Origin of the sequence: Micromonospora sp. NBRC 110038 (genome assembly GCF_020884815.1) — a bacterium.
GTDB classification, from domain to species: domain Bacteria; phylum Actinomycetota; class Actinomycetes; order Mycobacteriales; family Micromonosporaceae; genus Micromonospora; species Micromonospora haikouensis.
Genome location: NZ_BBOL01000002.1, coordinates 667,740 through 689,035 on the forward strand (window position 1 = coordinate 667,740; position 21,296 = coordinate 689,035).

Genomic DNA, 21,296 nt, shown 5'->3' on the forward strand with positions numbered 1-21,296 from the left:
CATTGCCGGGCAGGGCGGCCGGGTCAGGGCAGGGCAAGGCGGGCGGGTCCGGGCGGGTCAGGGCAGGGCGGGCGGGTCAGGGCAGGGCGTCGACCTCGACGCCGAGGACGGCCTGCTCGTCGGGGCGGTGCACCAGCACGTCGGCCAGGTACGACTGCACCGCGTGCCGCATGCCGACGTCCCGGCCGGCGCGCTCGGAGAGCAGCCACTTGTGCTCGATGATCTGCGCGAACAGCTCCTGCGGCTCCAGCTTGCGCCGCAGGTGCGCCGGCACCGCCCGCACCACCGGCTCGAAGACCTCGGTGAGCCAGCGGTGCGACGCCTGCTGCTCGTCGGTCAGGTCGCTCTCCGCCCGGTACGCGTCGAGGTCGTTGAGCAGCTTGCGGGCCTGGTTCTCCTCGGCGTCCAGCCCGGTGAGGCGGAGCAGCCGGCGGTGGTGGTAGCCCGCGTCGACCACCTTCGGCCGCACCAGGTACCGCCCGTCACCGAGGGTGGACAGGGCCACCTCCGCCACGTCGAAGCCCAGCTCGTTGAGGCGGCGGATCCGGCGCTCGATGTCGTGCCGGGCCTTCCGCTCGACCTGCTGCTCGTAGGTGATCTCGTGCCAGAGCCGCTCGTAGCGCTGCACGACCTCCTCGCACACCACCTCCGGGTCGATCGACTCGTGCAGCAGGCCCGCGGCCTGGAGGTCGAGCGCCTCGCCGAAGATGTTGACCCTAGCGATCTCCAGGTCCTCGCCGCGCTGGCCGTTGGACAGCGAGCTGTGCAGGGCACCCGTCTCGGCGTCCACCAGGTACGCGGCGAACGCGCCCGCGTCCCGGCGGAACAGCGTGTTCGACAGCGAGCAGTCGCCCCAGAAGAAGCCGGTGAGGTGCATCCGGACGATCAGGGCGGCCAGCGCGTCGAGCAGCCGGCCCATCGTCTCGGGGCGCAGCGTGTGCGAGAACAACGCCCGGTAGGGCAGCGAGAACTGGAGGTGCCGGGTGATCAGCACCGGGTCCAGCGGCTCCCCGTCGTCGGTCTGCCGGTCGGCGACGATCGCCACCGCCTCCACCGACGGGAAGTCGATCCGCTCCAGCGCCCGCAGCAGGTCGTACTCCCGCTCGGCGACCCGCTCGCCGGTCTCCTTGACCGCGTAGACGTACCCGCCGAGGCGCACGAAGCGCACGATGTGCCGGGAGATGCCCTGCGGCAACGCCACCAGGTGCTCGGCAGGCCACTCCTCCAACGGGGTCGACCAGGGAAGGTCGAGCAGCGCCGGGTCCACGAGGGCAGAGGTGATCCGCACGCCGACCAGCATGACGCGTCACCCCGCCGGAGCGCACCCCATCGTGCCTCGCCCCACAGCGGCCACGCAGCGGCCCGGTAGCGTGGTCGCGTGCGTGAAACCCAGACGGTACGGCGGAAAGTGCAGCTCAGGCCCGTACGCCCGGCCGGCTGGTGGTGCGACGCGCTCCTGCTCGCCGGACTGGTCACCATCACGCTCGCGCTGGCCCGGGGGGCCCTGCTCGGGCTCGACCTCGCGGTGAGCCGCTGGGCGTTCGCCCACGACCCGGTGCCGCTCTACCGGACCGCGCAGGTGTTCAACCTGCTCGGGCAGGGCGGCTGGCTGCTCATGCCGATCTCCGGCGCGCTGGCGGTGGCCGTGGCGTGGCGGCACCGCTCGGTGCGGCCGTTCCTGCTGGTGGGCGGGGCCTTCCTGCTGACGTCCGCGACCATCGGGCCGCTGAAGCTGTGGACCGACCGGGCCGCGCCGACCGCCAGCGTGAAACCGCCGTTCCTGCCGCCCGAGGAGGCGGTGCGCATCTTCAACGACCTGCCGGCCGGGGCGTACGCGATGTCGTACCCGTCGGGGCACGTGGCGAACGCGATCGTCTGGTACGGGGTCATCGCGGCGCTGCTCGTCGCGCTGACGGCCGGGCGGCTGCGCCCGACGGCGCACCGATTGATCCGGTTCGCTCCCCCGGCGATCCTGCTGGTCACCACGACCTACCTGAACTACCACTGGCTCACCGACGGGCTGGCCGCGCTGCTGCTGGGCCTCCTGCTGGACCGGCTGCTGCACCGGGTGCCGTGGGACGACCTGCCGCTGCCCGGTCGGTTGCTGCGCGGCTGGGATCGTCCCGCGCTGTTCACCTCGACCCCCTAGGGTCCGGGTCATGGAGCGGCTGGCGCGGCGGTTGGGCGTACGCGATGCGGTGGTCATCGGTCTGGGGTCGATGCTCGGCGCGGGCGTCTTCGTGGTCTTCGCCCCGGCGGCGGCGTCGGCCGGCGGCGCGGGCCTGCTGGTGGCGCTGGCCCTCGCCGGGTTCGTGGCGTTCTGCAACGCGACCAGCTCCGCCCGGCTCGCGGCCCGCTACCCCGAGTCCGGCGGCACGTACGTCTACGGGCGGGAACGGCTGGGCCCGTTCGCCGGCTTCGTGGCGGGCTGGGGCTTCGTGGTCGGCAAGACGGCGAGCTGCGCGGCGATGGCGTTGACCATCGGGGCGTACCTCTGGCCGGGGCGCGCCCGGTTCGTCGCCGTCGCCGCCGTCGCGGCGGTGACCGCCGTGAACCTGCGCGGCATCGGCAAGACCGCGACGGCCACGAAGGCCCTGGTGGGCGTGGTGCTGGCGGTGCTGGCCCTGGTCGCGGGGGCCGGTCTGCTCGGCGGCGGCTTCGACGCGGGCCGGATCGCCGGGCCCGGCGCCTCCAGCAGCCCCGGCGCGCACGGCGTGCTGGCCGCCGCCGGGCTGCTCTTCTTCGCCTTCGCCGGGTACGCCCGAATCGCCACCCTCGGCGAGGAGGTGCGCGACCCGGAGCGGACGATCCCCCGGGCGGTGCCGCTGGCGCTCGGCGTGGTGCTGGCGATCTACCTGGTGCTGGCGGTGGTGGCGCTCGGGGTGCTCGGCCCCGGGCGGCTGGCCGCGTCCGCCGCGCCCCTGGCCGACGTGGTGACGACCGCCGGGCTGCCCGGCCTGGCCTGGGTGGTGCGGGCCGGGGCGACCGTGGCGGTGACCGGGGTGCTGCTGTCGCTGGTCGCCGGGGTGGGCCGGACCCTGCTGGCGATGGCCCGCCGCCGGGACGTGCCGCACGGCCTGGCCGCCGTGCACCCCGTGCGCCGGGTGCCGCACCGGGCCGAGCTGGCGGTGGCCGCCGTGGTCACGGTCGTGGTGCTCGTCGGCGACGTACGCGGGGCGATCGGCTTCTCCAGCTGCACGGTGCTGGTCTACTACGCCATCACCAACGCCTCGGCGCTCACCCTGGGCCGCGACCCGGGCCGCCGGCTGCCGGTGCGGCTGCTCGCCGTGCTGGGGCTGGTCGGCTGCGTGGCGCTCGCGGTCAGCCTGCCGCTGGCCAGCGTGCTCGCCGGGTTCGGCGTGCTCGCCCTGGGCGCCGCCTGGTACGCCCTCCGCCCCCGACACCACTGATCAGTCGGGCAGTTGCCCCATCACTCCTCGCTCGTGCGGGGCGGGGGTGGGCCGGGCGGCGCGGCGGGCGGGGGCTCCGGGGCGGGCGGGGTGGTCTCGCGCAGCAGGGCGGTCAGCCCCGCCCGGCGGGCCACCACGGTCAGCCGGTCCCCGGCCGTGATCACCAGGCGGGGGTCGGCCGACCAGTCCGCCTTCTGGCCGGGGCGGGCGTGCGCGAGCAGGCGTACCGCGCCGGGCTGGGCCACGGCGGACAGCGGGCTGCCGTCCAGCGGCGACCCGGCGACCACCTGGACCTCGGTGACCAGAAGGGCGTGCCGACCCACCGGGATGGTGGCGATCACCGCCCGGTCCAGCAGCGCGGCGGCGAACGACGGCGCGGCGAGATACGACACGCTGCGCGAGATGCCGATGCCGAACGCCTTCTGGACGCGCTCGGCGAAGTCGCCGTCGAACAGGCGCAGCACCACCCGCAGGTCGGGGGTGAGCCCCCGCGCGTTCAGCGCGGCCCGCAGGTTGACGTCGTCGTCGGTGGAGACCACCACGAGGGCCTGGCAGGTCTCGACGGACGCCGACCGCAGCGTCTCCTCCCGACCGGCGTCGCCGATCACCACCGGCACGCCGAGCCGGTGCGCCAGCGACGCGCCCCGGGCGTCCGGGTCCTTGTCGATGGCGACCACCTCGACGCCGAAGTCGTTGAGCTGGGCCATGACGCGGGTGCCGATGTTGCCCAGCCCGACGACCACGACGTGCCCGGACCGGGCGGGCTGGATCCGGCCGGTGTGCAGGGCCAGCCGGGCGTTGACGATCCCGTCGACGACCACGGCCGTGATCAGCGGGATCAGCGCCAGCCCGGCCAGGTTGAGCACCACCTGCATGATCTGCGCGGCGACGGGCTTGGCGACGTCCGGGTCCTCGCCGGTGAGCGTGGTGACCAGGGTGAGGTAGAGCGCGTCGGCCCAGCCCACGTGCGCGGCGCGGGCGTTGAGCCAGCCCAGCGCGGCGATCACGGCCAGCAGCACCAGCACCGCGATCCCGATCTTGCGGGTGGCGAAGCTGCGGACCGCCCGCAGCAGCACGGCGACGGGCCGCCGCCGGCGGCGGGCCCGGACCAGCCGGCGGGCGGCCAGCTCCGTGCCGGGCGGCTGCCCGGTCGCCTCGGCCAGCACCACGTCGGCCGTCGACTCGTCGGCGGGCAGGACCTGCGGCCGGGCCGCATCCCGGGTGTCGGCCACCCCGCACACGACGTCCTTCTCGCGTACGTCGGCGCGACGCGCCACGTAGAGGGTGCGCCCGCCGTGCCGGAAGTGCGTCGGGGCGACCTCGCCGAGCGCGGCGGCCACGAACGCGGGGGCGGCCATGGACGCGTCGGAGAGCACCGCCGAGTCGGGGAAGAGCTGCCGCAGCCCGTTGGCGAGGCTGGTGTTGAACATGCGTACCACCAGCCGCAGCCGGGGCTCCACCTCCTGCGCGCAGAGCGCGGCGTGCATGTTGCCGACGTCGTCCTGGTGCAGCAGCGCCAGCCCGTCCGCGCCGGTCAGGCCGGCCCGCCGGAACGTCACCTCGTCGAGCCGGTCGGCGCGGACGACGTGGAGGCCGGGAAGGTCGCGCCCGTCGGGGCCGTCGGAGCGGCGGCGCTCCGGCACCACCAGGGTGATCCGCGCCCGGCCGGAGTCCAGCTCGGTGGCGAGCAGCGCCCGTACCACCCAGTAGGCCAACGGATCCGACCCGCAGACGACGTAGTGCGGCCGGGTCTCCCCGTTGACCCGCAGCCGCCAGCCGGTCGCGCGGCGCGCGCGGTCGCGCAGGGGCTCCGCCATGCGCCGAATCGTAGTCAGCGGCGCGGAGCCCGCGCAGCCCCGTGATCATGAACGATCATCGGGAACGATTGTCGCGCCCGGGGACGGGTAGAGCGGGGCATGCAGACGTTCCTGCCGTACCCGGACTTCCTGGCCAGCGCGCGGGCGCTGGACACCCGGCGGCTCGGCAAGCAGCGGGTGGAGGCCATCCAGGTGCTGCGCGGGCTGACCCGACCCGGGTACGGCTGGCGCAACCACCCGGCGGTGAAGATGTGGGCCGGGTACGAGGAGGCGCTGGTCCGCTACGGCCTGGACGTCTGCGCGGTGTGGTGCGGGCCGGGGCGGGCCGACACCTGCGCGGCGACGCTGGTCGCCGACCTCGCCGCTGCCTGCGGCGTGACCACCGTACGCACCCAGGCGGAGCTGGCCGACGCCGGTGAGCTGCCGCCGTGGCTGGGCCGCGACGACCTGCACCGCAGCCACCGCTCGTCGCTGCTGCGCAAGGACCCGGACCACTACCGCCCGATCTTCGGCGACGTCGACCCCGACCTGGAGTACGTCTGGCCCGCCTCCGACCGCGAGCGCCGCTGCCCCGCGCCCTGACGGGCCCTTCCTCGCACCTCGGGCAGACTGGGCGCATGGCACTGTCTCAGGTGGTGGGTCGGCTGATCGGCGTACGGCAGCACGTGGTGGACCCGGGCGGCGGTGGCGCCCACCGCGTGCCGCGCCCGGTGGAGGCCGTGGTCGTCGGCGGCGGGATCGCCGGCATGTCGGCGGCGGTGGTGCTCGCCGAGCGCGGGGTGCGGGTGACCGTGCTGGAGGCCGCCCCGACCCTCGGCGGCCGGCTCGGCGCGTGGCCGCAGGAGCTGGCCGACGGCGTCCAGGCCAACGAGCACGGCTTCCACGCGTTCTTCCGGCAGTACTACAACTGGCGGTCGATCCTGCGCCGGGTCGACCCGGAGCTGCGGTTCCTCAAGCCGATCCCCGGCTACCCGATCCTGAGCGCCGACTGGCCGACGGAGGAGTTCGGGCGGCTGCCGCCGGCACCGCCGGCCAACCTGCTCGCCCTGCTGCTGCGCAGCCCCAGCCTGCGCCTGGCCGACCTGCGGGCGATGGACCGGGACGCGGCGCTGCCGCTGCTCACCTACGACCCGGTGCGCACGTACGCCGAGTTCGACGACAGGACCGCCGACGAGCTGCTGAACTCGCTGCGGCTGCCCGACCGGGCCCGGGCGATGCTGTTCGAGGTCTTCTCCCACTCGTTCTTCAACCACGAGGCGGAGATGTCGGCGGCCGAGATGATCGCCCAGTTCCACTTCTATCTGCTCGGCAACCCGGAGGGGCTGGCGTTCGACTGCCCCGACGAGGACTACGGCACCGCCATCTGGCAGCCGCTGGCCCGGCACGTCGAGCGCCACGGCGGGCGGGTACGCACCGGCGTCGCCGCGACCCGGCTGGACCGCACCCCCGACGGCTGGCGGGTGAGCGCCGCCGACGGCACGGCGTACCCGGCCGGGCACGTGGTGCTCGCCGTCGACCCGCCGGCCCTGGCCGCCCTCGTCGCCGCCTCGCCGGTGCTGACCGGGGCCGCACCGGAGCTGGTGGCGGCGATGCCCGCGTTCGGCACCCCCGGCCCGCCGTACGCGGTGGCCCGCTACTGGTGCGACGGGGACGTCGACGCCGGGCGGGCGGTGTTCAGCGGGGTGTCCCGCCAGCCCACCCTGGACTCGGTGACGCTCTACCACCGGCTGGAGAACGAGTCGCGCCGCTGGGCGGAGCGCACCGGCGGCTCGGTGCTGGAGCTGCACGCGTACGCCTGCGAGCCGGGCGTGCCGGCCGAGGAGCTGGCCGAGCGGATGCGCGCCGAGCTGGCGGCGCTGTGGCCGGAGGCGGCCCGGCTGCGGGTGCGTGAGCTGCGGGCCCGGGTCGAGGCGCAGGCCCCCGCGTTCACCCCGGGCAGTCACGCCCGGCGGCCGGGGGTACGCACCGACGCCGACGGGCTCTACCTGGCCGGCGACGGCATCCGCACCGACTTCCCGAGCGCCCTGATGGAGCGGTCCGCGGCGACGGGGATCGTCGCCGCGAACCACATCCTGCGCGCCGAGGGCGGGGCGGCCGAACCGGTCCGCTCGATCCGCCCCCGCGGCCTCCTCGCCGGCCGGTGAGGAAAGGCACCCTGTTGCGTCAGGCGGTCCAGCGCGTGCCGTGGTACGCCGCCCGCATGAGCTGCTGCATGTCGTCGAGCATCGGCATCCTGGGGTTGGCCGGCGCGCACTGGTCCTCGTACGCGTTGAGCGCCTGCTGCGGCAGGGCCGCCTCGAACGCCGCCTCGTCCACCCCGATCGCGGCGAACGACGGCTCGATGCCGACCGCGTCGCGCAGCCGCTCCACGGCCGCCGCCAGCGACTCGACGCCCTCGGCCGGGGTGGCCGCCGGCAGGCCCAGCGTCCGGGCGATCTCGGCGAACCGCTCCGGCGCGCGGTAGCTCTCGTACTTGGGCCAGCCGGAGAGCTTCGACGGGACGGTGCCGTTGTAGCGGATGACGTGCGGCAGCAGCACCGCGTTGGTGCGCCCGTGGGCGATGTGGAAGGTCGCTCCGAGGGTGTGCGACATGGCGTGCACGATGCCGAGGAACGCGCTGCCGAACGCCATCCCGGCGATGGTGCCGGCGTTGTGCATCCGCTCCCGCGCCTCGGCGGCGTCGCCGGTCGCGGCGGGGCCCGCGTCGCCGCCGGTCACCGAGCGCTCCAGGTTGGCGAAGACCAGCCGGATCGCGTGCAGGGCCAGGCCGTCGGTGAAGTCGTTGGCGTAGACCGACACGTACGCCTCGATGGCGTGGGTGAGCGCGTCGAAGCCGCTGTCGGCGGCGATGGCGCGCGGCATGCTGGCGGTCAGCACCGGGTCGACGATCGCCACGGTCGGGGTGAGCGCGTAGTCCGCGAGGGGGTACTTCTTGCCGGTGCGGCGGTCGGTGATGACCGCGAACGGGGTCACCTCCGCCCCGGTGCCCGAGGTGGTCGGCACGCAGACCAGCCGGGCCTTCTCACCGAGGGTGGGGAAGGCGAAGGCGCGCTTGCGGATGTCGAAGAACTTCTCCCGCAGGTCGTCGAAGACCACCTCGGGGTGCTCGTAGCGCAGCCACATCACCTTGGCGGCGTCCATCGCCGAGCCGCCGCCGAGGGCGATGATCGTGTCCGGCTGGAAGGAGCGCATCAGGGCGGCGCCCCGGTCGACGGTCTCCACGCTGGGCTCGGGCTCGACGTCGTCGATGATCTGGAGCGCGATGTGGCCGGGGCGGCGCTGGAGGATCCGGTTGACCCGGTCGACGAAGCCGAGGCGGGTCATGGTGGCGTCGGTGACGACGGTGACCCGGTGCACGTCGGGCATCTCGGCGAGGTACCGCAGCGCGTTCGGCTCGAAGTAGATCTTCGACGGGACCTTGAACCACTGCATGTTGTTGGTCCGCCGGCCGATCCGCTTGATGTTGACCAGATTGACCGCCGAGACGTTGTTCGACACCGAGTTGCGGCCGTAGCTGCCGCAGCCGAGGGTCAGCGACGGCAGGAAGGCGTTGTACATGTCGCCGATGCCGCCCTGGGAGGCCGGCGAGTTCCAGATGATCCGGACGGCCTTGACCCGCTGCCCGAACTCCTCGACCAGCGCCTCGTCCTCGGTGTGGATCACCGCGCTGTGGCCGAGGCCGTGGAACTCGACCATCTCCTCGGCATACCGCAGGCCCTGCTCGCGGGTCGGGGCGCGCAGCACCGCGAGGACCGGGCAGAGCTTCTCCCGGGTCAGCGGCTCGTCGGGGCCGACGCGGTCGACCTCCGCCAGGATGATCGAGGTACGCGGCGGAACGGTGATGCCGGCCCGCTCGGCGATCCACTCCGCCGACCGCCCGACGACGTCCGGGTTGAGCCGGCCGGCGGGGAACAGCAGCGCCTCCAGCTTCGCCTTGTCCTGCGCCGACGCCACGTACGCGTGCAGGGCCCGGAACTCGTCGAGCGCGGCGTCGGCGACGGCCTCGTCGAGGATCACCGCCTGCTCCGAGGCGCAGATCATGCCGTTGTCGAACGCCTTGGACAGCACGATGTCGTTGACGGCGCGCTTGAGCTTCGCGCTGGCCTCGACGTACGCGGGCACGTTGCCCGCACCGACGCCGAGCGCCGGTTTGCCCGCCGAGTACGCGGCGCGGACCATCGCGTTGCCGCCGGTGGCGAGGATGGTGGCGATGCCGGGGTGGTGCATGAGCGCGGTGGTCGCCTCGACCGACGGCTGCTCGATCCACTGGACGCAGTGCTCGGGCGCGCCCGCCGCGACGGCCGCGTCGCGGACCGTGCGGGCCGCCTCCACGCTGCACCGCTGCGCCGACGGGTGGAACGCGAAGACGATCGGGTTGCGGGTCTTCAGCGCCAGCAGGGCCTTGAAGATGGTGGTCGAGGTGGGGTTGGTGACCGGGGTGATGCCGGCGACGACGCCGACCGGGTCGGCGATCTCCACGATGCCGTCGATCTCGTCGCGGCTGATGATCCCGACGGTCCGCACCCGCGCCATGCTGTGGGTGACGTGCTCGCAGGCGAAGATGTTCTTCACGGCCTTGTCCTCGAAGACCCCCCGGCCGGTCTCCGTCACGGCGAGGCGGGCGAGTTCGGCGTGCCGGTCCAGGGCGGCCACGGACGCCTTGCGGACGATCCGGTCGATCTCCTCCTGGGTGAACCGGTCGTACTCGGCCAGGGCCTTGAGCCCGTCGGAGACGAGGGCGTCGACCATGGCGTCGAGCTCGGTCGACGGGGCGGTCCTCGGTTCGGCCTTCATCTGTCACACCTCGGCGGTCGCGGCTTCTTCGGTCACCTTCAGCATCGATCGCCGGCGATCCCGAGGGTGGTGCGGAAGGGCCCCTCCGGCACCGCCGAAGGTCCCGACCCCGCACCCCAATTGACCACAAAGCAAACTATTGGTGCATATGCTCGAAGGGGTGCCCGGGTGGCCGGCAGGGCCCACCCGGGAGGTCGGACGGGGGGTGTCGACGGGTGTCGACGGTGCACCAGCGGGGCGCGGGACGCGAACCGGCCGCTGGCGACGCGGCCGACGGGCCGCCGCCCGGCGACGCCTACGGCGGCCGGGCCGGCGACGCGTACGGCGGGTCGGGCGTCGACCCGTTCGGTCGCCGGGGCGACGACGCGGCCGGGCGGCTCCGGGACGAGCGGGGCTGCGTCGTGACGGCCCTGCGGCTGGGCTGGTGGCTGGCCGACGCGTACCACCACGCGCAGACGGCCGACCTGTCGGCGCCGCAGCGGCGTCCGGGCGGGCCGCCGGCGAAGCTGACCAACCTCACCGAGATGTCCGGCCGGCGGCGGCTGCGGATGCACCTCGACGGGATCGACGTCGCGCTGGCCCAGATCGCCGAGCTGACCGGCACCGGTGCCACCGCGCCGTCCACCGCCGCCACCCGGGCGGCCACGCCGACCGACACGACGGCGGCGGAGGCGACAGCGGCCCTGCCGGCCGAGACGACACCGGCCCCGGTGGGAGAGGAGACGGCGGCGCTGCTGCTCGCCCTGGACGACCTCAACGTGGACGTGCTGCGCTGGGCCATGGCCGCCAACCCCCGGGTCGGGCTGGCGTACCGCCTCGGCCGGTCGCTGGCCGACACCGTCCGGCACGGCGAGGCCGAGCAGGTGCCGTGGCGCTTCGCCGGCCGGCAGCACGAGATCAGCCGGTGGCTCGACGAGCTGGCCAGCGTGCTGCCGCCGTACTCGGCCGCCGTCGTGCGCCGGTCGCTGCGGGCGTGGGCCGACGCGGTCACCCGAGCCCTGGTGGGCGACCCGGCCGAGGCCGGCCTCGACGAGTTGGCCCGCGAGCTGCGCAACCAGGGCGACCGGTGGCGCAACGTGCTGACCGGGGGGCTGCACCCACGCGACCTGCTCGACGAGGAGGACTACGCGGTCGTCGCCCGGAACGTGATCATTCGGGACCGGAAGCTGGTCGTGCAGGCGGCCCGGGGGATCTTCTGGCCCGTGCTCGTACCCCTGCTGGTGGTGCTGTTCGCGGTGGTCGGGGTGAGCGCCGCCGCGGCGGCCGGCTCCCCCACCACCCGCGCGGCCGTCGCCCTGGTCGGGCTCGGCGCCGGCCTGACCGCGATCTGGCGGACGGTGTCCGGGCCGACCCTCGCCGTCGCCGGGGAGGTCAACCGGCCGCTGCTGGAGGGGGAGCTGACCGTGCGGATGGCCGGCCGGGTCGACGGGCCGCTGGCCGACGCGCGGGCCGCCGCCCGGACCCGACGGCCACGCCACCCGGACCAGGTCCCCGGAGGATCGAAATACGTTGCCGGCCTCACCCCCGCCGACCTACCGTGATCGCGCAAGGTCAACCAGCCAACCGGGAGAAGGTCATGTCGTTGTCGCACGTCAGAGGCGTGTCGTCGGCGCTGCCCGTCGACGGTTGCCGATTCTCCCCGCCCCGGGAAGGGTGGCCCGGCTGACGCGCCTCCGCACGCGTCGAGCCGCCCGTCCCCGCCGGACCCGGGCGGCTCTTCGCTGTCCGGCCCGACCCACCGTCGCCCCTGGAAGGAGACCCGGTGGACGCCGTCCTCGTCATCAACGCCGACCTCGGCCCGCTGCACCGGGTCACCGTCCAGCACGCGATCCGGATGCTCTGCCGCCGGGTCGCCGAGATCCACGAGGCCGAGCCGGACCGGGTGATCGGGATCTTCCCGGTCCCCCGGGTGGTCCGCCTCGTCCGGTACGTGGTGACCCGCTGGCGGTTCAGCGCCGGCCCGGCCTGGTCCCGGGCGGGTGTGCTGCGCCGCGACGACCGGTGCTGCGCCTACTGCGGCGGGCCGGCCAGCACCGTCGACCACGTCCTGCCCCGCTCGCGCGGCGGCCGCAACACCTGGCGCAACACCACCGCCGCCTGCTACGCGTGCAACCAGCGCAAGGGCGACCGGACACCGGCCGAGGCGGGCATGCCGCTGCGGCACGAGCCGGCCGTACCGAGCTGGGCGTCGCTGGCGGGGCGGTGGCCGGCCGGCCGGCGGGAACGGGGGGCCGCGTCGGGGGTACGCCCCGGCGCGGCACCCGCCGGCCCCGGCCGGGCAACCTCAGGCCGTGACACCGCGGGCCGGGTCAGCGCTCGGTCTCGCGTACCCTCGGCACCACCTTGCCGTTGGCGCAGCTCGCCCGGACGTCGCTGGCGTGGGCGGCGGAGCCGAGCACGACGCGGACCTCCCGGGTGGGGCCCGGCACGTACTCCTCGACCTGGTAGCCGTCCGCCGGCACGGTCGACGTCACCGCCGCACTCTGGCCCGTGCAGGAGACCCGGACGATGCCGCCGCTCGCGCGCACCGCGACCGTCGGCGGCTCGGCGGGGGCCGGCTCGGCCGGGTCCTCGCCGGAGTCCGGGGCGGACGACGACGCGGAGGTGGAGGGGGACGGGGCCGCCGACGGCGACCTGCCCGACCCCCCGGGGGCCGACGGGCCCGGGGCCCCGCCGCCCGGGGCGGGGCTGCGGGCGGGGTCGCCGGGGCGCGGCGAGCCGTCGTCCCCGGCGGGGACGCCGACGTCGCCGGTGGGCCGGACCTCGCCGACGGGGGCGACGACCTCGTCGGCGGAGGGCACCGGCGACCCGGTCGGACCGGCCGCGCCGGACCGGTGCGGGCGGGACGAGTCGGCGAGTGAGCCGGCGGTCGCCACGGCGATGACCAGCGCGGCGGCGACCACGAGCAGGGCCCGGTACCGCCGCCGGGCCGGATCCCGACGGGGCGCGGGGCGCGGTGCCGGCCCGCGCGGCGCGTCGCCGGAGCCGGCCTCCGCCCCGCCCCCGCCCGCGGCACCGGACCGACCGGCACCGCCGGACCGGTCGGCACCGCCGCCGGCCGGGCCGTCACCGGCGGCGGCAGCGGTCGGCTCGGGCCGGGCCGCCTCGGCGGCCCGCATCCGGGTGACCACCGCCGCCAGCCGCGCCGCCGCCTCCTCGGCGGACGGCCGGGCGGCCGGGTCCTTGGCGAGGCAGCGCCGGCACAGCTCGGCCACCTCGGCGGGAACGCCGTCGACCGGCGGCAGGGGCCTCGGCTCGACGTAGACGTGGGCCCGCAGCATCTGGGTGGGGGTGTCGGTCTCCCAGGGCAGCTCGTCGGTGAGCACAAGGTGGACGAGCAGCCCGAGCGCGTAGACGTCGGAGGCGGGCACCACCTCCCCGGCGTCGAGCCGCTCCGGTGCCAGGTACGAGGGGGTGCCCAGCAGCTTGCCGTCGAAGTCGATCTCCGGCTGGCCGACGGCGGCAGCCGTGCCGAAGTCGACCACCTTCGCCCCGGACGGCGTGAGCACGACGTTGGCCGGCTTGACGTCGCGGTGCACCAGACCCCGCGCGTGCGCCGCGGCGAGCGCGGCGGCGACCTCCGCGCAGATCCGCAGCCCCTCCACCGCCGGCAGCGGTCCGTCGTCGAGCCGCCGGGCCAGGGTGGGACCACGCAGCAGCTCCATCACGACGTACGGCGCGGGCTCTCCGGTGTGGGTCAGCGCCTCGCCGTAGTCGTACACGTTGGTGACGTTCGGGTGCGAGAGCCGGGCGGCGGCCTTCGCCTCGGCGCGGATGCGTCGGCGGGCGGCCCGGTCCGAACCGAGCAGGACCTTGACCGCCACCTCGCGTTCCAACAGCTCGTCGTACGCCCGGTGGACCACCGCCGTGCCGCCCTTGCCGATGCGATCTCCCAGGCGGTACCGGCCGTTGAGGAATTGATCGATCTGCACCGGCACAGCGTGCCAGTATGGGCCCCGTCACACCAACCGATCATCGAGAAAACCCGATCGGGCAGGTCAGGGCCCGGGTGCCGGGCGTTCCGGTGTGGACGGTCCGTCGGCGGCGGGCGGGGCCCAGCCGAACCGGGGCGCCCGGCGCCCGTTGGCGGCCGCCACCCCCTCCCGGGCCTCCCCGCTGTCCCGGACCTGCCCGTGCCACCAGGCGATCCGTTCCGCGTCGGCCCGGTCGTCGACGATCTCCTTCGCGGCGGCGACGGTGAGCCGGGAGCGCTCGGCGATCGTGGCGGTGAGCGCCGCCACCCGGGCGGCGAGCCCGTCCGGCGGCAGCACCTCGTCGACCAGGCCGATCCGCAGGGCCCGCTCGGCGTCGATCAGCTCGGCGGTGAAGAGCAGGTGCTTCGCGGCCGACGGGCCGACCAGCCGGGCCAGCCGCCGGGTGGTGGGCGCGGGATAGACCAGGCCGAGCCGGGCCGGCGGCACCCCGAACCGGGCGTCGGCGGCGGCGAGCCGCAGGTCGCAGGCCACCGCGAGCTGGCAGCCGCCCCCGACGCAGGCACCCTCGATCGCGGCGACGGTCGGCCGGGCGAAGGCGGCGAGCCGCTCCTCGGCGGCGACGGCGATGCTGGCGTCACCGGCGTCGAGCAGCTCGTCGAGGTCACCGAGGTCGGCGCCGGCGCAGAACGTGCCGGCCGCGCCGGTGAGCACCAGCGCGCGGATCCGCTCGTCGGCCTCCAACCGGTCCAGCAGCACCGGCAGCCGCCGCCACATCGCCCGGGTCATCGCGTTGCGCCGCCCCGGATTGGAGATCACGATCGTGGCCACCGGGCCGGTCGTCCCGACGGTCAGCTCCGCGTCCGGCACCGCCACCACCCCTCGACGATAACGACGTGGGCCCGGCGGCCACCCGAGTGGGGTGGCCGCCGGGCCGGGAGAGGTACGGCTACGTCAGGCGACGTCGACCGCGGTGTCGTCGACGACGAAGGACGTCTGGAGCGAGAAGTCCTCGGTGCCGGTGAACTTCAGGGTGACGGTCTGGCCGGCGTACGCCGCCAGCGAGAACGACTTCAGCGAGTACCCGGTGGCCTTGTTCAGGTTCGAGTACGTGGCCAGGGTCGCCAGCACCGTCCCGGACGAGTTGAGCACCTGCACGGAGAGCTTGTCGTACTGGGTGCTCGTGGTGCTCTCGGCCGAGTCGATGTGCAGCCAGAAGCTGAAGTTGTACGAGCTGCAGCCCGCCGGCAGGCTCACCGACTGGGACAGCGTCTCGGTGTTGCTGGTGGCGCGCCCGTTGAGCCAGGCGCTGTAGGTGCCGGTGCGGGCCGGCTGGCTGGTGCCGTGCTGGGCGATGACGCCGGAGGAGGCCGTCCACACCGTGTTGCCGGACTCGAAGCCGGCGTTGCCGAGCTTCTGGCCCGCGCCGGTGCAGCCGCCGCCGACGCTGCTCACGGTCAGCGTGTAGGTGGCCGTGTGGTTGATCGAGGTGCCGGTGCCGGTCACCGTGACGGTGTAGGTGCCCGCCGGGGTGCTGGCGCTGGTGGCGATGGTGAGGGTGGACGACGCGCCCGAGGTCACCGAGGCCGGGCTGAACGACGCGGTCGCGCCGGAGGGCAGGCCGGACGCGAAAAGCGCGACGGTCTGCGCGGTGCCGCTGGTGGTGGCGGTGGCCACGCTGGTGCTGGCGGAGCCGCCGGCGGTGACCGAGCCGGAGGTCGGCGAGAGCGTGACGGAGAAGTCGTTACCGGTCGACGAGCAGGGCGCGTCGCTGCCGGCCACGTTCACCGCGGTCCACGCCGCCTGGACGGCCTTGTACTCCGTGGAGCAGCTGCCGTACAGGTCGGTGGCCGCCCTCAGGCTGTACGCCCGCGCGGTGTTCGCCGGGTTGCTGGTGTTGACGTACGACGTGTTGGAGGTGAAGTACACGTCGAGCGCGCGGAACCAGATCTTCTCGGCCTTGGCCCGGCCGATGCCGGTGACCGCCGGGGCGGAGCCGCAGACGGGCGAGGTGCCGTACGCGGTCGCGCCGGTGCCCTCGGCGAGGTTGAAGTAGAAGTGGTTGCCGACGCCGGAGGAGTAGTGCACGTCCTTGTTCTTGGTGCTGGTCGACCAGCACGAGTCGGACGAGCCGTCCAGCGACGGGTTGTACATGTAGCGCAGCGGCGTGCCGTTGCCGTTGATGTTGATCTTCTCACCGACCTGGTAGTCGCCCGGGTCGCTCGGCGCGGCGGCGTAGAACTCCACCATGTTGCCGAAGATGTCGCTGGTGGCCTCGTTCAGGCCGCCGGACTCGCCGGAGTAGACCAGGCCGGCGACGGCCTCGGTGACGCCGTGGCTCATCTCGTGGCCGGCCACGTCGAGGGAGACCAGCGGACGGGAGTTGCTGGACCCGTCGCCGTAGGTCATCCGGGAGCCGTCCCAGAAGGCGTTGACGTAGTTGTTGCCGTAGTGCACCCGGCTCGGCACACCCGCGCCGTTGCCGAAGATGCCGTTGCGGCCGTGCACGTTCTTGAAGTAGTCGAACGTCTTGGCGGCCCCGAAGTGGGCGTCCACGGCGGCCGACTGCCGGTTGCTGTTGGCGCCGGTGCCCCAGACGTTGTCGGCGTCGGTGAAGGTGGTGCAGGTCGACGTGCCGTTGTTCATGTCGCAGGTGGTGCCGTTGCCGCGCACCGGGTCGATCATCTGGTAGGTGCTGCCGGAGAGCGTGGTGTCGATGGCGACCGCGCCGGTGTAGATGCCGGTTCCGCTGCCGGCGACCGACTCGATCTCGTCGTACGAGCCGATGAGCGCGCCGGTGACGGCGTCGGTGATCACGTGCAGCTTCGACGGGGTCTGCTTGTCGGCCTTCCAGCCGGTGACGACGGTCTCCCAGGCCAGGCGGCCCTTGCCGGAGCTGGCGTCGACGAAGAGCTCCGGGGTGCCCACGGCGGTGAGCGAGCCGGAGAACTCCTTGCGCGCGGCGGCCTTGGCCTTGGCGGAGGTGACCTTCGGGCTGGTGCCGAGGGTCAGCGGGGCGGCGAGGCCCACGGAGGCCCCGGCGTACTGGCCGTTCGCGGTGGCGTGGATGACGAAGTCACCGCCGTAGACGCGCAGGCCGTGGTAGGTGCGGGTGTAGCGGGTGTGTGAGGCACCGCTGCCGTCCACCTTGGTGCGGACGACCTGGTAGGCCTCCGCGCCGGTCCCCTGCACGGCACCGGGGTTGGCGCGCAGGACCGAGTCGGCACGGGCCGCGGCGGCGGCGTCCGGGGTGGGGGCGGCGGGGGGTGCCGCTTGCGCCGTGGTGGTGACGCAGGCGAGCAGGCCGCCGGTCAGCAGCGCTGCGCTCGCAGCGGCGAGGGTTTTCTTCACGTGCCCTCCTGGCAAGAAGATGTGACGGGGGTAGTCACGCATGTAGATATAGAGACACATGAACGGGAGGGGAAGGGTGGGAACGCTTTCCGACCCCAACACTGGCCGAACGGATGAGTAACGGCAGGTGACGGAACCGGGTCGAGTCCGGACACGTCCCACCAATATGAGATCGACTCTCCTCCGCGCCGTCCTCGTCGCCGCCGCCGTCACCGCGTCGCTGGCGTCGGTCGGATGCTCCGCCGGCGACCCGGGCACCCCCACGTCGGCCCCCTCCGGCGTCACCGGCCCGACGCCCGCCCCGGACGCGCCGACCACCGGCCCGGCGGGGTCCACCGGAGGCCCGGCGACCACCGGCACCGCCGCCCCGGTGGCCGCCGACCGCGTGGTCGTGCGGCGCTCCGGCGGCTACGGCGGGCTGGACGACACCGTCACCGTCGAGCCGGACGGCCGGTGGACGGCCGTCGACCGGGCCGGCGCACGGCGGACCGGCCGGTTCACCGGGGCCGACCTCGACCGGCTGCGGCAGCTCGCCGCCGCCCCCCGGATCGCCGAGGGCGGCACGGACGACTCCGACGGCCGCTGCGGCGACGCCTTCGAATACCAGGTCAGCGTCGGCGGCGCCACGGTCGACTGGACCGACTGCCCGGTCGCGGGCACGCCGCCGCCGGCCGCGGCGGCGCTGGCCGAGTTCGTGCTCACGGCCGCCCGCTGACCCGGGGTGGAGGTCATCGCCGGCGACGACGCCCCGCCGGGGGATCAGAAGCGGTAGGCCGCCGGGAGGCCGGTGGCCCGCAGGTCCGGCGGCAGGTGGGACACGTCGTTGACCGCGACCAGGGTCGCCGGGCCGACCGAGTGGTAACGGATCACGGTCAGGCCGGCGTTGTGGTGGCCCAGCCCGAGCCAGCGCCCCGGCGGCGCGTCCAGCGCGTGCCGCACCAGCCAGGCGATCAGGAAGGTGTGGGTGACCACCAGGACCCGGTCGTCGCCGTCGGCCGGCACGGCGGCGAACCGGGCCACGGCCGCCGCCGTCAGCCGCGGCCCGTCGACCCGCTCGGCCGGCGAGTAGGCGGCCAGGAGCCTCGCGTACGCCGGGGGCAGGCCCGCCGGGTCGGTGTCGTGCGGCAGGTGGTCGCCGGCCAGTTCGGTGGCGTACACCGGGACACCGGGCAGCGACCGGGCGACCAGCCCGGCGGTCTGCGCGGCCCGGGGCAGCGGCCCGTGGTGGACGGCGGCGAACGGCACCTCGCGCAGCCGCTCGCCGAGCAACTCCGCCTGCCGCCGGCCCCGGGCGGAGAGGCCGACCTCCGGCGGGTCGCCCGAAGCGCCGTCGGGCCCGTCCTGCCCGTCGGCGGGCCGGTCCTGCTCGCCGTGCCGGGCCAGGAAGAGCAGGCGGCTCGCCATCGTCACCTCACCGGTCGGGAGGCGCGATGCTAACCCGCGCGCCCGCCGCCCGCCGGCCCGGCCGACACGGGAACGGGCTCAGCCGCGCGGGAACATCTGCCCGATACGGATCTTGTTGCCGAACGGGTCCCGGATGCCGAAGTCGATGCCGTACGGGCGCTCGGTCGGCTCGTCGGTGATCTCCACGCCCTTGCCGACCAGGTCCTCGTACGTCTTCTGCGCGTCGTCGGTGGTCATGAAGAGGTAGCCGCCCAGCGCGCCCTTGGTGAGCAGCTCCCGCACCTGCTCGGCCGTCGCCGGGTCGAGGGCCGGCGGCCCCGGCTTCTCCAGCAGGATCTCCCGCTCCGGGTCGCCCGGCAGGTTCACCGTCAGCCAACGCATGAAGCCGAGATCGGCGTCGGTGTTGACCTCCATGCCGAGCTTGCCCACGTAGAAGTCGAGCGCCTCGTCCTGGTCGAGCACGTAGATCTGGGAGCGGCTGATCGCGTTCATCGTCATGCCCGGAACGCTATGCGACCGCCCTGACCTGCTGCTTATCCAAAACTGCTGGGTCGCGTCCAGGCCTTGGCGAAGCAGGCGGGCACGTCCGCCGGTGCCCGGCCCCGCCGGTACGCCGTCGGCGGCTCGCCGACGATCCGGTGGAACGTCCGGCTGAACGTCCCGAGGCTGGCGAACCCCACCGCGAAGCAGACGTCGGTGACGTCCCGGTCGGTCTGGGTCAGCAGGTACATGGCCCGCTCGACCCGACGACGTTGCAGGTAGCGGTGCGGGGTCTCGCCGAAGGTGGCCCGGAAGGTGCGGATGAAGTGCGCCGGCGAGACGTGCGCGATCCGCGCCAGGGCGGGGATGTCCAACGGCTGGGCGTACGACCGGTCCATGGCGTCGCGGGCGCGCAGCATCGCCCGGTTGGACTCCTCCACGGCGCGGCTCATCCCACCCCCGTCGCGCTACGGTCGCCGTTGCTGTCACGCCACCGGGACGGCCCGGCAGGACGCCGGAACCGCCTTGTGGGACTGGAGCCCCCGGCCGGGATCGAACCGGCGACATCTCGCTTACAAGGCGAGTGCTCTGGCCAGCTGAGCTACAGGGGCGCATCGTGCGTGGTCAGCATAAGCGACAGAGCTGCGAACATCCCCCTCGGCAGCCCCTCCGAGCACGGAAAACGCAATCTTTCCGAACCGGGAGGCGACCGTTCGTCGCCGGCCCGGCGAAACCGCGCGGAGATTGATGCCCGGCTGTGCCCGACTGACCGGAATGCGTATGCCGTCCGTCCCACCCGATGCTTCATGTCTTGGCAGGATACGAAAAGGCGTTTACCGTGCAGTGACACGGATGACACTTCCGGTGGCCCCGGCTGCCCGGCGTGTCGCCCGATGGCCGGCGTCACACGACGCCGGTCGCTCCTTCACTCGGATCGTCCGGCACGTTCCTGCCGGTGAAAGGAAGCGCTCCAGCATGGCTACGGTCACCTACGCGAAGGCGTCCCGCATCTACGCGGGCACCGAGCGTCCCGCAGTGAACCAGCTCGACCTCCAGATCGGGGACGGCGAGTTCCTGGTCCTGGTCGGCCCCTCCGGTTGCGGCAAGTCCACCAGCCTGCGCATGCTCGCCGGCCTGGAGGACGTCGACGACGGCGCGATCTACATCGACGACCGCGACGTCACCCACCTGCCGCCGAAGGCCCGCGACATCGCGATGGTCTTCCAGAACTACGCCCTCTACCCGCACATGTCGGTGTACGAGAACATGGCATTCGCGCTCAAGCTGCGCAAGACCCCCAAGGACGAGATCGACCGGCGGGTGAAGGAGGCGGCCGGGCTGCTCCAGCTGGAGGAGTACCTCAGCCGCAAGCCGAAGGCCCTCTCCGGCGGTCAGCGCCAGCGGGTCGCGATGGGCCGGGCGATCGTCCGCGAGCCGCAGGTCTTCCTCATGGACGAGCCGCTGTCGAACCTCGACGCCAAACTCCGGGTGCAGACCCGTACCCAGATCGCGTCGCTGCAGGCGAAGCTCGGCATCACCACCGTCTACGTCACCCACGACCAGGTCGAGGCCATGACCATGGGTCACCGGGTGGCGGTCATGCTCGACGGCGTCCTCCAGCAGGTGGACACCCCCCGGGCGCTCTACGACACCCCGGCCAACGTCTTCGTCGCGGGCTTCATGGGCTCCCCCGCCATGAACATCAAGACCGTCCCGTTCAGCGAGCAGGGCGCGGCGTTCGCCGAGATGAACATCCCGCTGACCCGCGAGCAGGCCGAGGCGGCCCGCGCCGAGGGCGGCAACAACAAGGTCACCGTCGGGTTCCGCCCGGAGGACTGCGACCTGGTCAGCCCCACCGAGGGCGGCATGCCCGTCGTGGTCGAGCTGGTCGAGGACCTGGGCTCCGACGCGAACGTCTACGGCCACGCCGCGCTGGAGGGCCACAACGAGCGCTTCGTGGTCCGCACCGACCGGCGCACCATGCCGAACATGGGTGACACCGTGTTCGTCAAGCCGCGCGCCGGGCGTACCCACGTCTTCAACGCCGCCACCGGCAAGCGGATCTGACGCAGCAGCACGGGAGGGGGCGGTCCGCCGGGTGGCGGGCC

Annotated in this window: 16 protein-coding genes, 1 tRNA gene and 1 pseudogene; 8 read left to right on the forward strand and 10 right to left on the reverse strand. The window is 74.1% G+C overall.

Annotation, left to right across the window (positions count from 1 at the left end; translation table 11 throughout):
• Positions 1-76 precede the first annotated feature (76 nt).
• Positions 77-1,288, reverse strand: a complete 1,212-nt coding sequence (locus LPU61_RS10730; RefSeq protein WP_043966440.1) for a DUF4032 domain-containing protein — start codon at positions 1,286-1,288, stop codon at positions 77-79.
• 90 nt (positions 1,289-1,378) lie between these two features.
• Between LPU61_RS10730 and LPU61_RS10735 the strand changes: the two genes are divergently transcribed.
• Positions 1,379-2,149 (forward strand): phosphatase PAP2 family protein, encoded by a 771-nt coding sequence (locus tag LPU61_RS10735; protein ID WP_043965132.1) that lies wholly within the window; start codon positions 1,379-1,381, stop codon positions 2,147-2,149.
• A 10-nt stretch (positions 2,150-2,159) separates the two neighbouring features.
• Complete coding sequence (locus tag LPU61_RS10740; RefSeq protein ID WP_229404814.1) at positions 2,160-3,410, forward strand: APC family permease; 1,251 nt, start codon at positions 2,160-2,162, stop codon at positions 3,408-3,410.
• A gap of 20 nt (positions 3,411-3,430) precedes the next feature.
• Here LPU61_RS10740 and LPU61_RS10745 read toward each other — a convergent pair whose 3' ends face one another.
• Positions 3,431-5,227, reverse strand: coding sequence for a potassium channel protein (locus LPU61_RS10745; RefSeq protein ID WP_043965129.1), 1,797 nt, complete (start codon positions 5,225-5,227; stop codon positions 3,431-3,433).
• 99 nt (positions 5,228-5,326) lie between these two features.
• Here LPU61_RS10745 and LPU61_RS10750 point away from each other — a divergent pair, with 99 nt between their 5' ends.
• Entirely contained in the window at positions 5,327-5,809 is a 483-nt protein-coding gene (locus LPU61_RS10750; protein WP_043965127.1) for an MSMEG_6728 family protein, read from the forward strand.
• 35 nt (positions 5,810-5,844) lie between these two features.
• Positions 5,845-7,371 carry an FAD-dependent oxidoreductase gene (locus LPU61_RS10755; RefSeq protein ID WP_229404815.1) on the forward strand — a complete coding sequence of 509 codons (1,527 nt, stop codon included), beginning with the start codon at positions 5,845-5,847 and terminating at the stop codon, positions 7,369-7,371.
• Positions 7,372-7,390: 19 nt separating this feature from the next.
• Here LPU61_RS10755 and adhE read toward each other — a convergent pair whose 3' ends face one another.
• Positions 7,391-10,021 (reverse strand): bifunctional acetaldehyde-CoA/alcohol dehydrogenase, encoded by a 2,631-nt coding sequence (gene adhE, locus LPU61_RS10760; protein ID WP_229404816.1) that lies wholly within the window; start codon positions 10,019-10,021, stop codon positions 7,391-7,393.
• Positions 10,022-10,236: 215 nt separating this feature from the next.
• Between adhE and LPU61_RS10765 the strand changes: the two genes are divergently transcribed.
• Together LPU61_RS10765 and LPU61_RS10770 are read left to right on the forward strand one after the other, a co-directional pair.
• Entirely contained in the window at positions 10,237-11,562 is a 1,326-nt protein-coding gene (locus LPU61_RS10765) for a hypothetical protein (RefSeq protein WP_229404817.1), read from the forward strand.
• Between the two features lie 221 nt (positions 11,563-11,783).
• Positions 11,784-12,224, forward strand: a pseudogene (locus LPU61_RS10770) (HNH endonuclease); the annotation flags it as partial.
• Positions 12,225-12,330: 106 nt separating this feature from the next.
• Here the strand turns inward: LPU61_RS10770 and LPU61_RS10775 are convergent.
• From LPU61_RS10775 to LPU61_RS10785, 3 genes are all read right to left on the reverse strand, one after another.
• Positions 12,331-13,953, reverse strand: a complete 1,623-nt coding sequence (locus LPU61_RS10775) for a serine/threonine-protein kinase (protein WP_229404818.1) — start codon at positions 13,951-13,953, stop codon at positions 12,331-12,333.
• A gap of 66 nt (positions 13,954-14,019) precedes the next feature.
• A complete protein-coding gene (locus LPU61_RS10780; RefSeq protein WP_043966436.1) occupies positions 14,020-14,829 on the reverse strand; it encodes an enoyl-CoA hydratase/isomerase family protein in 810 nt (269 codons plus the stop codon).
• Positions 14,830-14,907: 78 nt separating this feature from the next.
• The gene (locus LPU61_RS10785; protein WP_229404819.1) at positions 14,908-17,304 is read right to left on the reverse strand and encodes a M4 family metallopeptidase; all 2,397 of its coding nucleotides are present in this window, start codon (positions 17,302-17,304) and stop codon (positions 14,908-14,910) included.
• A 166-nt stretch (positions 17,305-17,470) separates the two neighbouring features.
• On the opposite strand from LPU61_RS10785, the gene LPU61_RS10790 reads away from it, so the two are divergent.
• Positions 17,471-18,019 (forward strand): hypothetical protein, encoded by a 549-nt coding sequence (locus tag LPU61_RS10790; RefSeq protein ID WP_052503861.1) that lies wholly within the window; start codon positions 17,471-17,473, stop codon positions 18,017-18,019.
• 44 nt (positions 18,020-18,063) lie between these two features.
• Here the strand turns inward: LPU61_RS10790 and LPU61_RS10795 are convergent, their stop codons facing one another.
• The 4 genes from LPU61_RS10795 to LPU61_RS10810 all read right to left on the reverse strand — a co-directional run bounded on the left by LPU61_RS10795 (position 18,064) and on the right by LPU61_RS10810 (position 19,799).
• The gene (locus LPU61_RS10795) at positions 18,064-18,708 is read right to left on the reverse strand and encodes a histidine phosphatase family protein (RefSeq protein WP_043966432.1); all 645 of its coding nucleotides are present in this window, start codon (positions 18,706-18,708) and stop codon (positions 18,064-18,066) included.
• A 78-nt stretch (positions 18,709-18,786) separates the two neighbouring features.
• On the reverse strand, positions 18,787-19,206 hold the full coding sequence (locus tag LPU61_RS10800; protein ID WP_043965115.1) for a VOC family protein: 420 nt from the start codon (positions 19,204-19,206) through the stop codon (positions 18,787-18,789).
• Positions 19,207-19,241: 35 nt separating this feature from the next.
• Positions 19,242-19,640, reverse strand: coding sequence for a helix-turn-helix domain-containing protein (locus LPU61_RS10805; protein WP_043965113.1), 399 nt, complete (start codon positions 19,638-19,640; stop codon positions 19,242-19,244).
• Between the two features lie 82 nt (positions 19,641-19,722).
• Positions 19,723-19,799, reverse strand: a tRNA-Thr gene (locus tag LPU61_RS10810).
• Positions 19,800-20,163: 364 nt separating this feature from the next.
• Between LPU61_RS10810 and LPU61_RS10815 the strand changes: the two genes are divergently transcribed.
• On the forward strand, positions 20,164-21,255 hold the full coding sequence (locus tag LPU61_RS10815; RefSeq protein ID WP_043965111.1) for an ABC transporter ATP-binding protein: 1,092 nt from the start codon (positions 20,164-20,166) through the stop codon (positions 21,253-21,255).
• Positions 21,256-21,296: the final 41 nt, after the last annotated feature.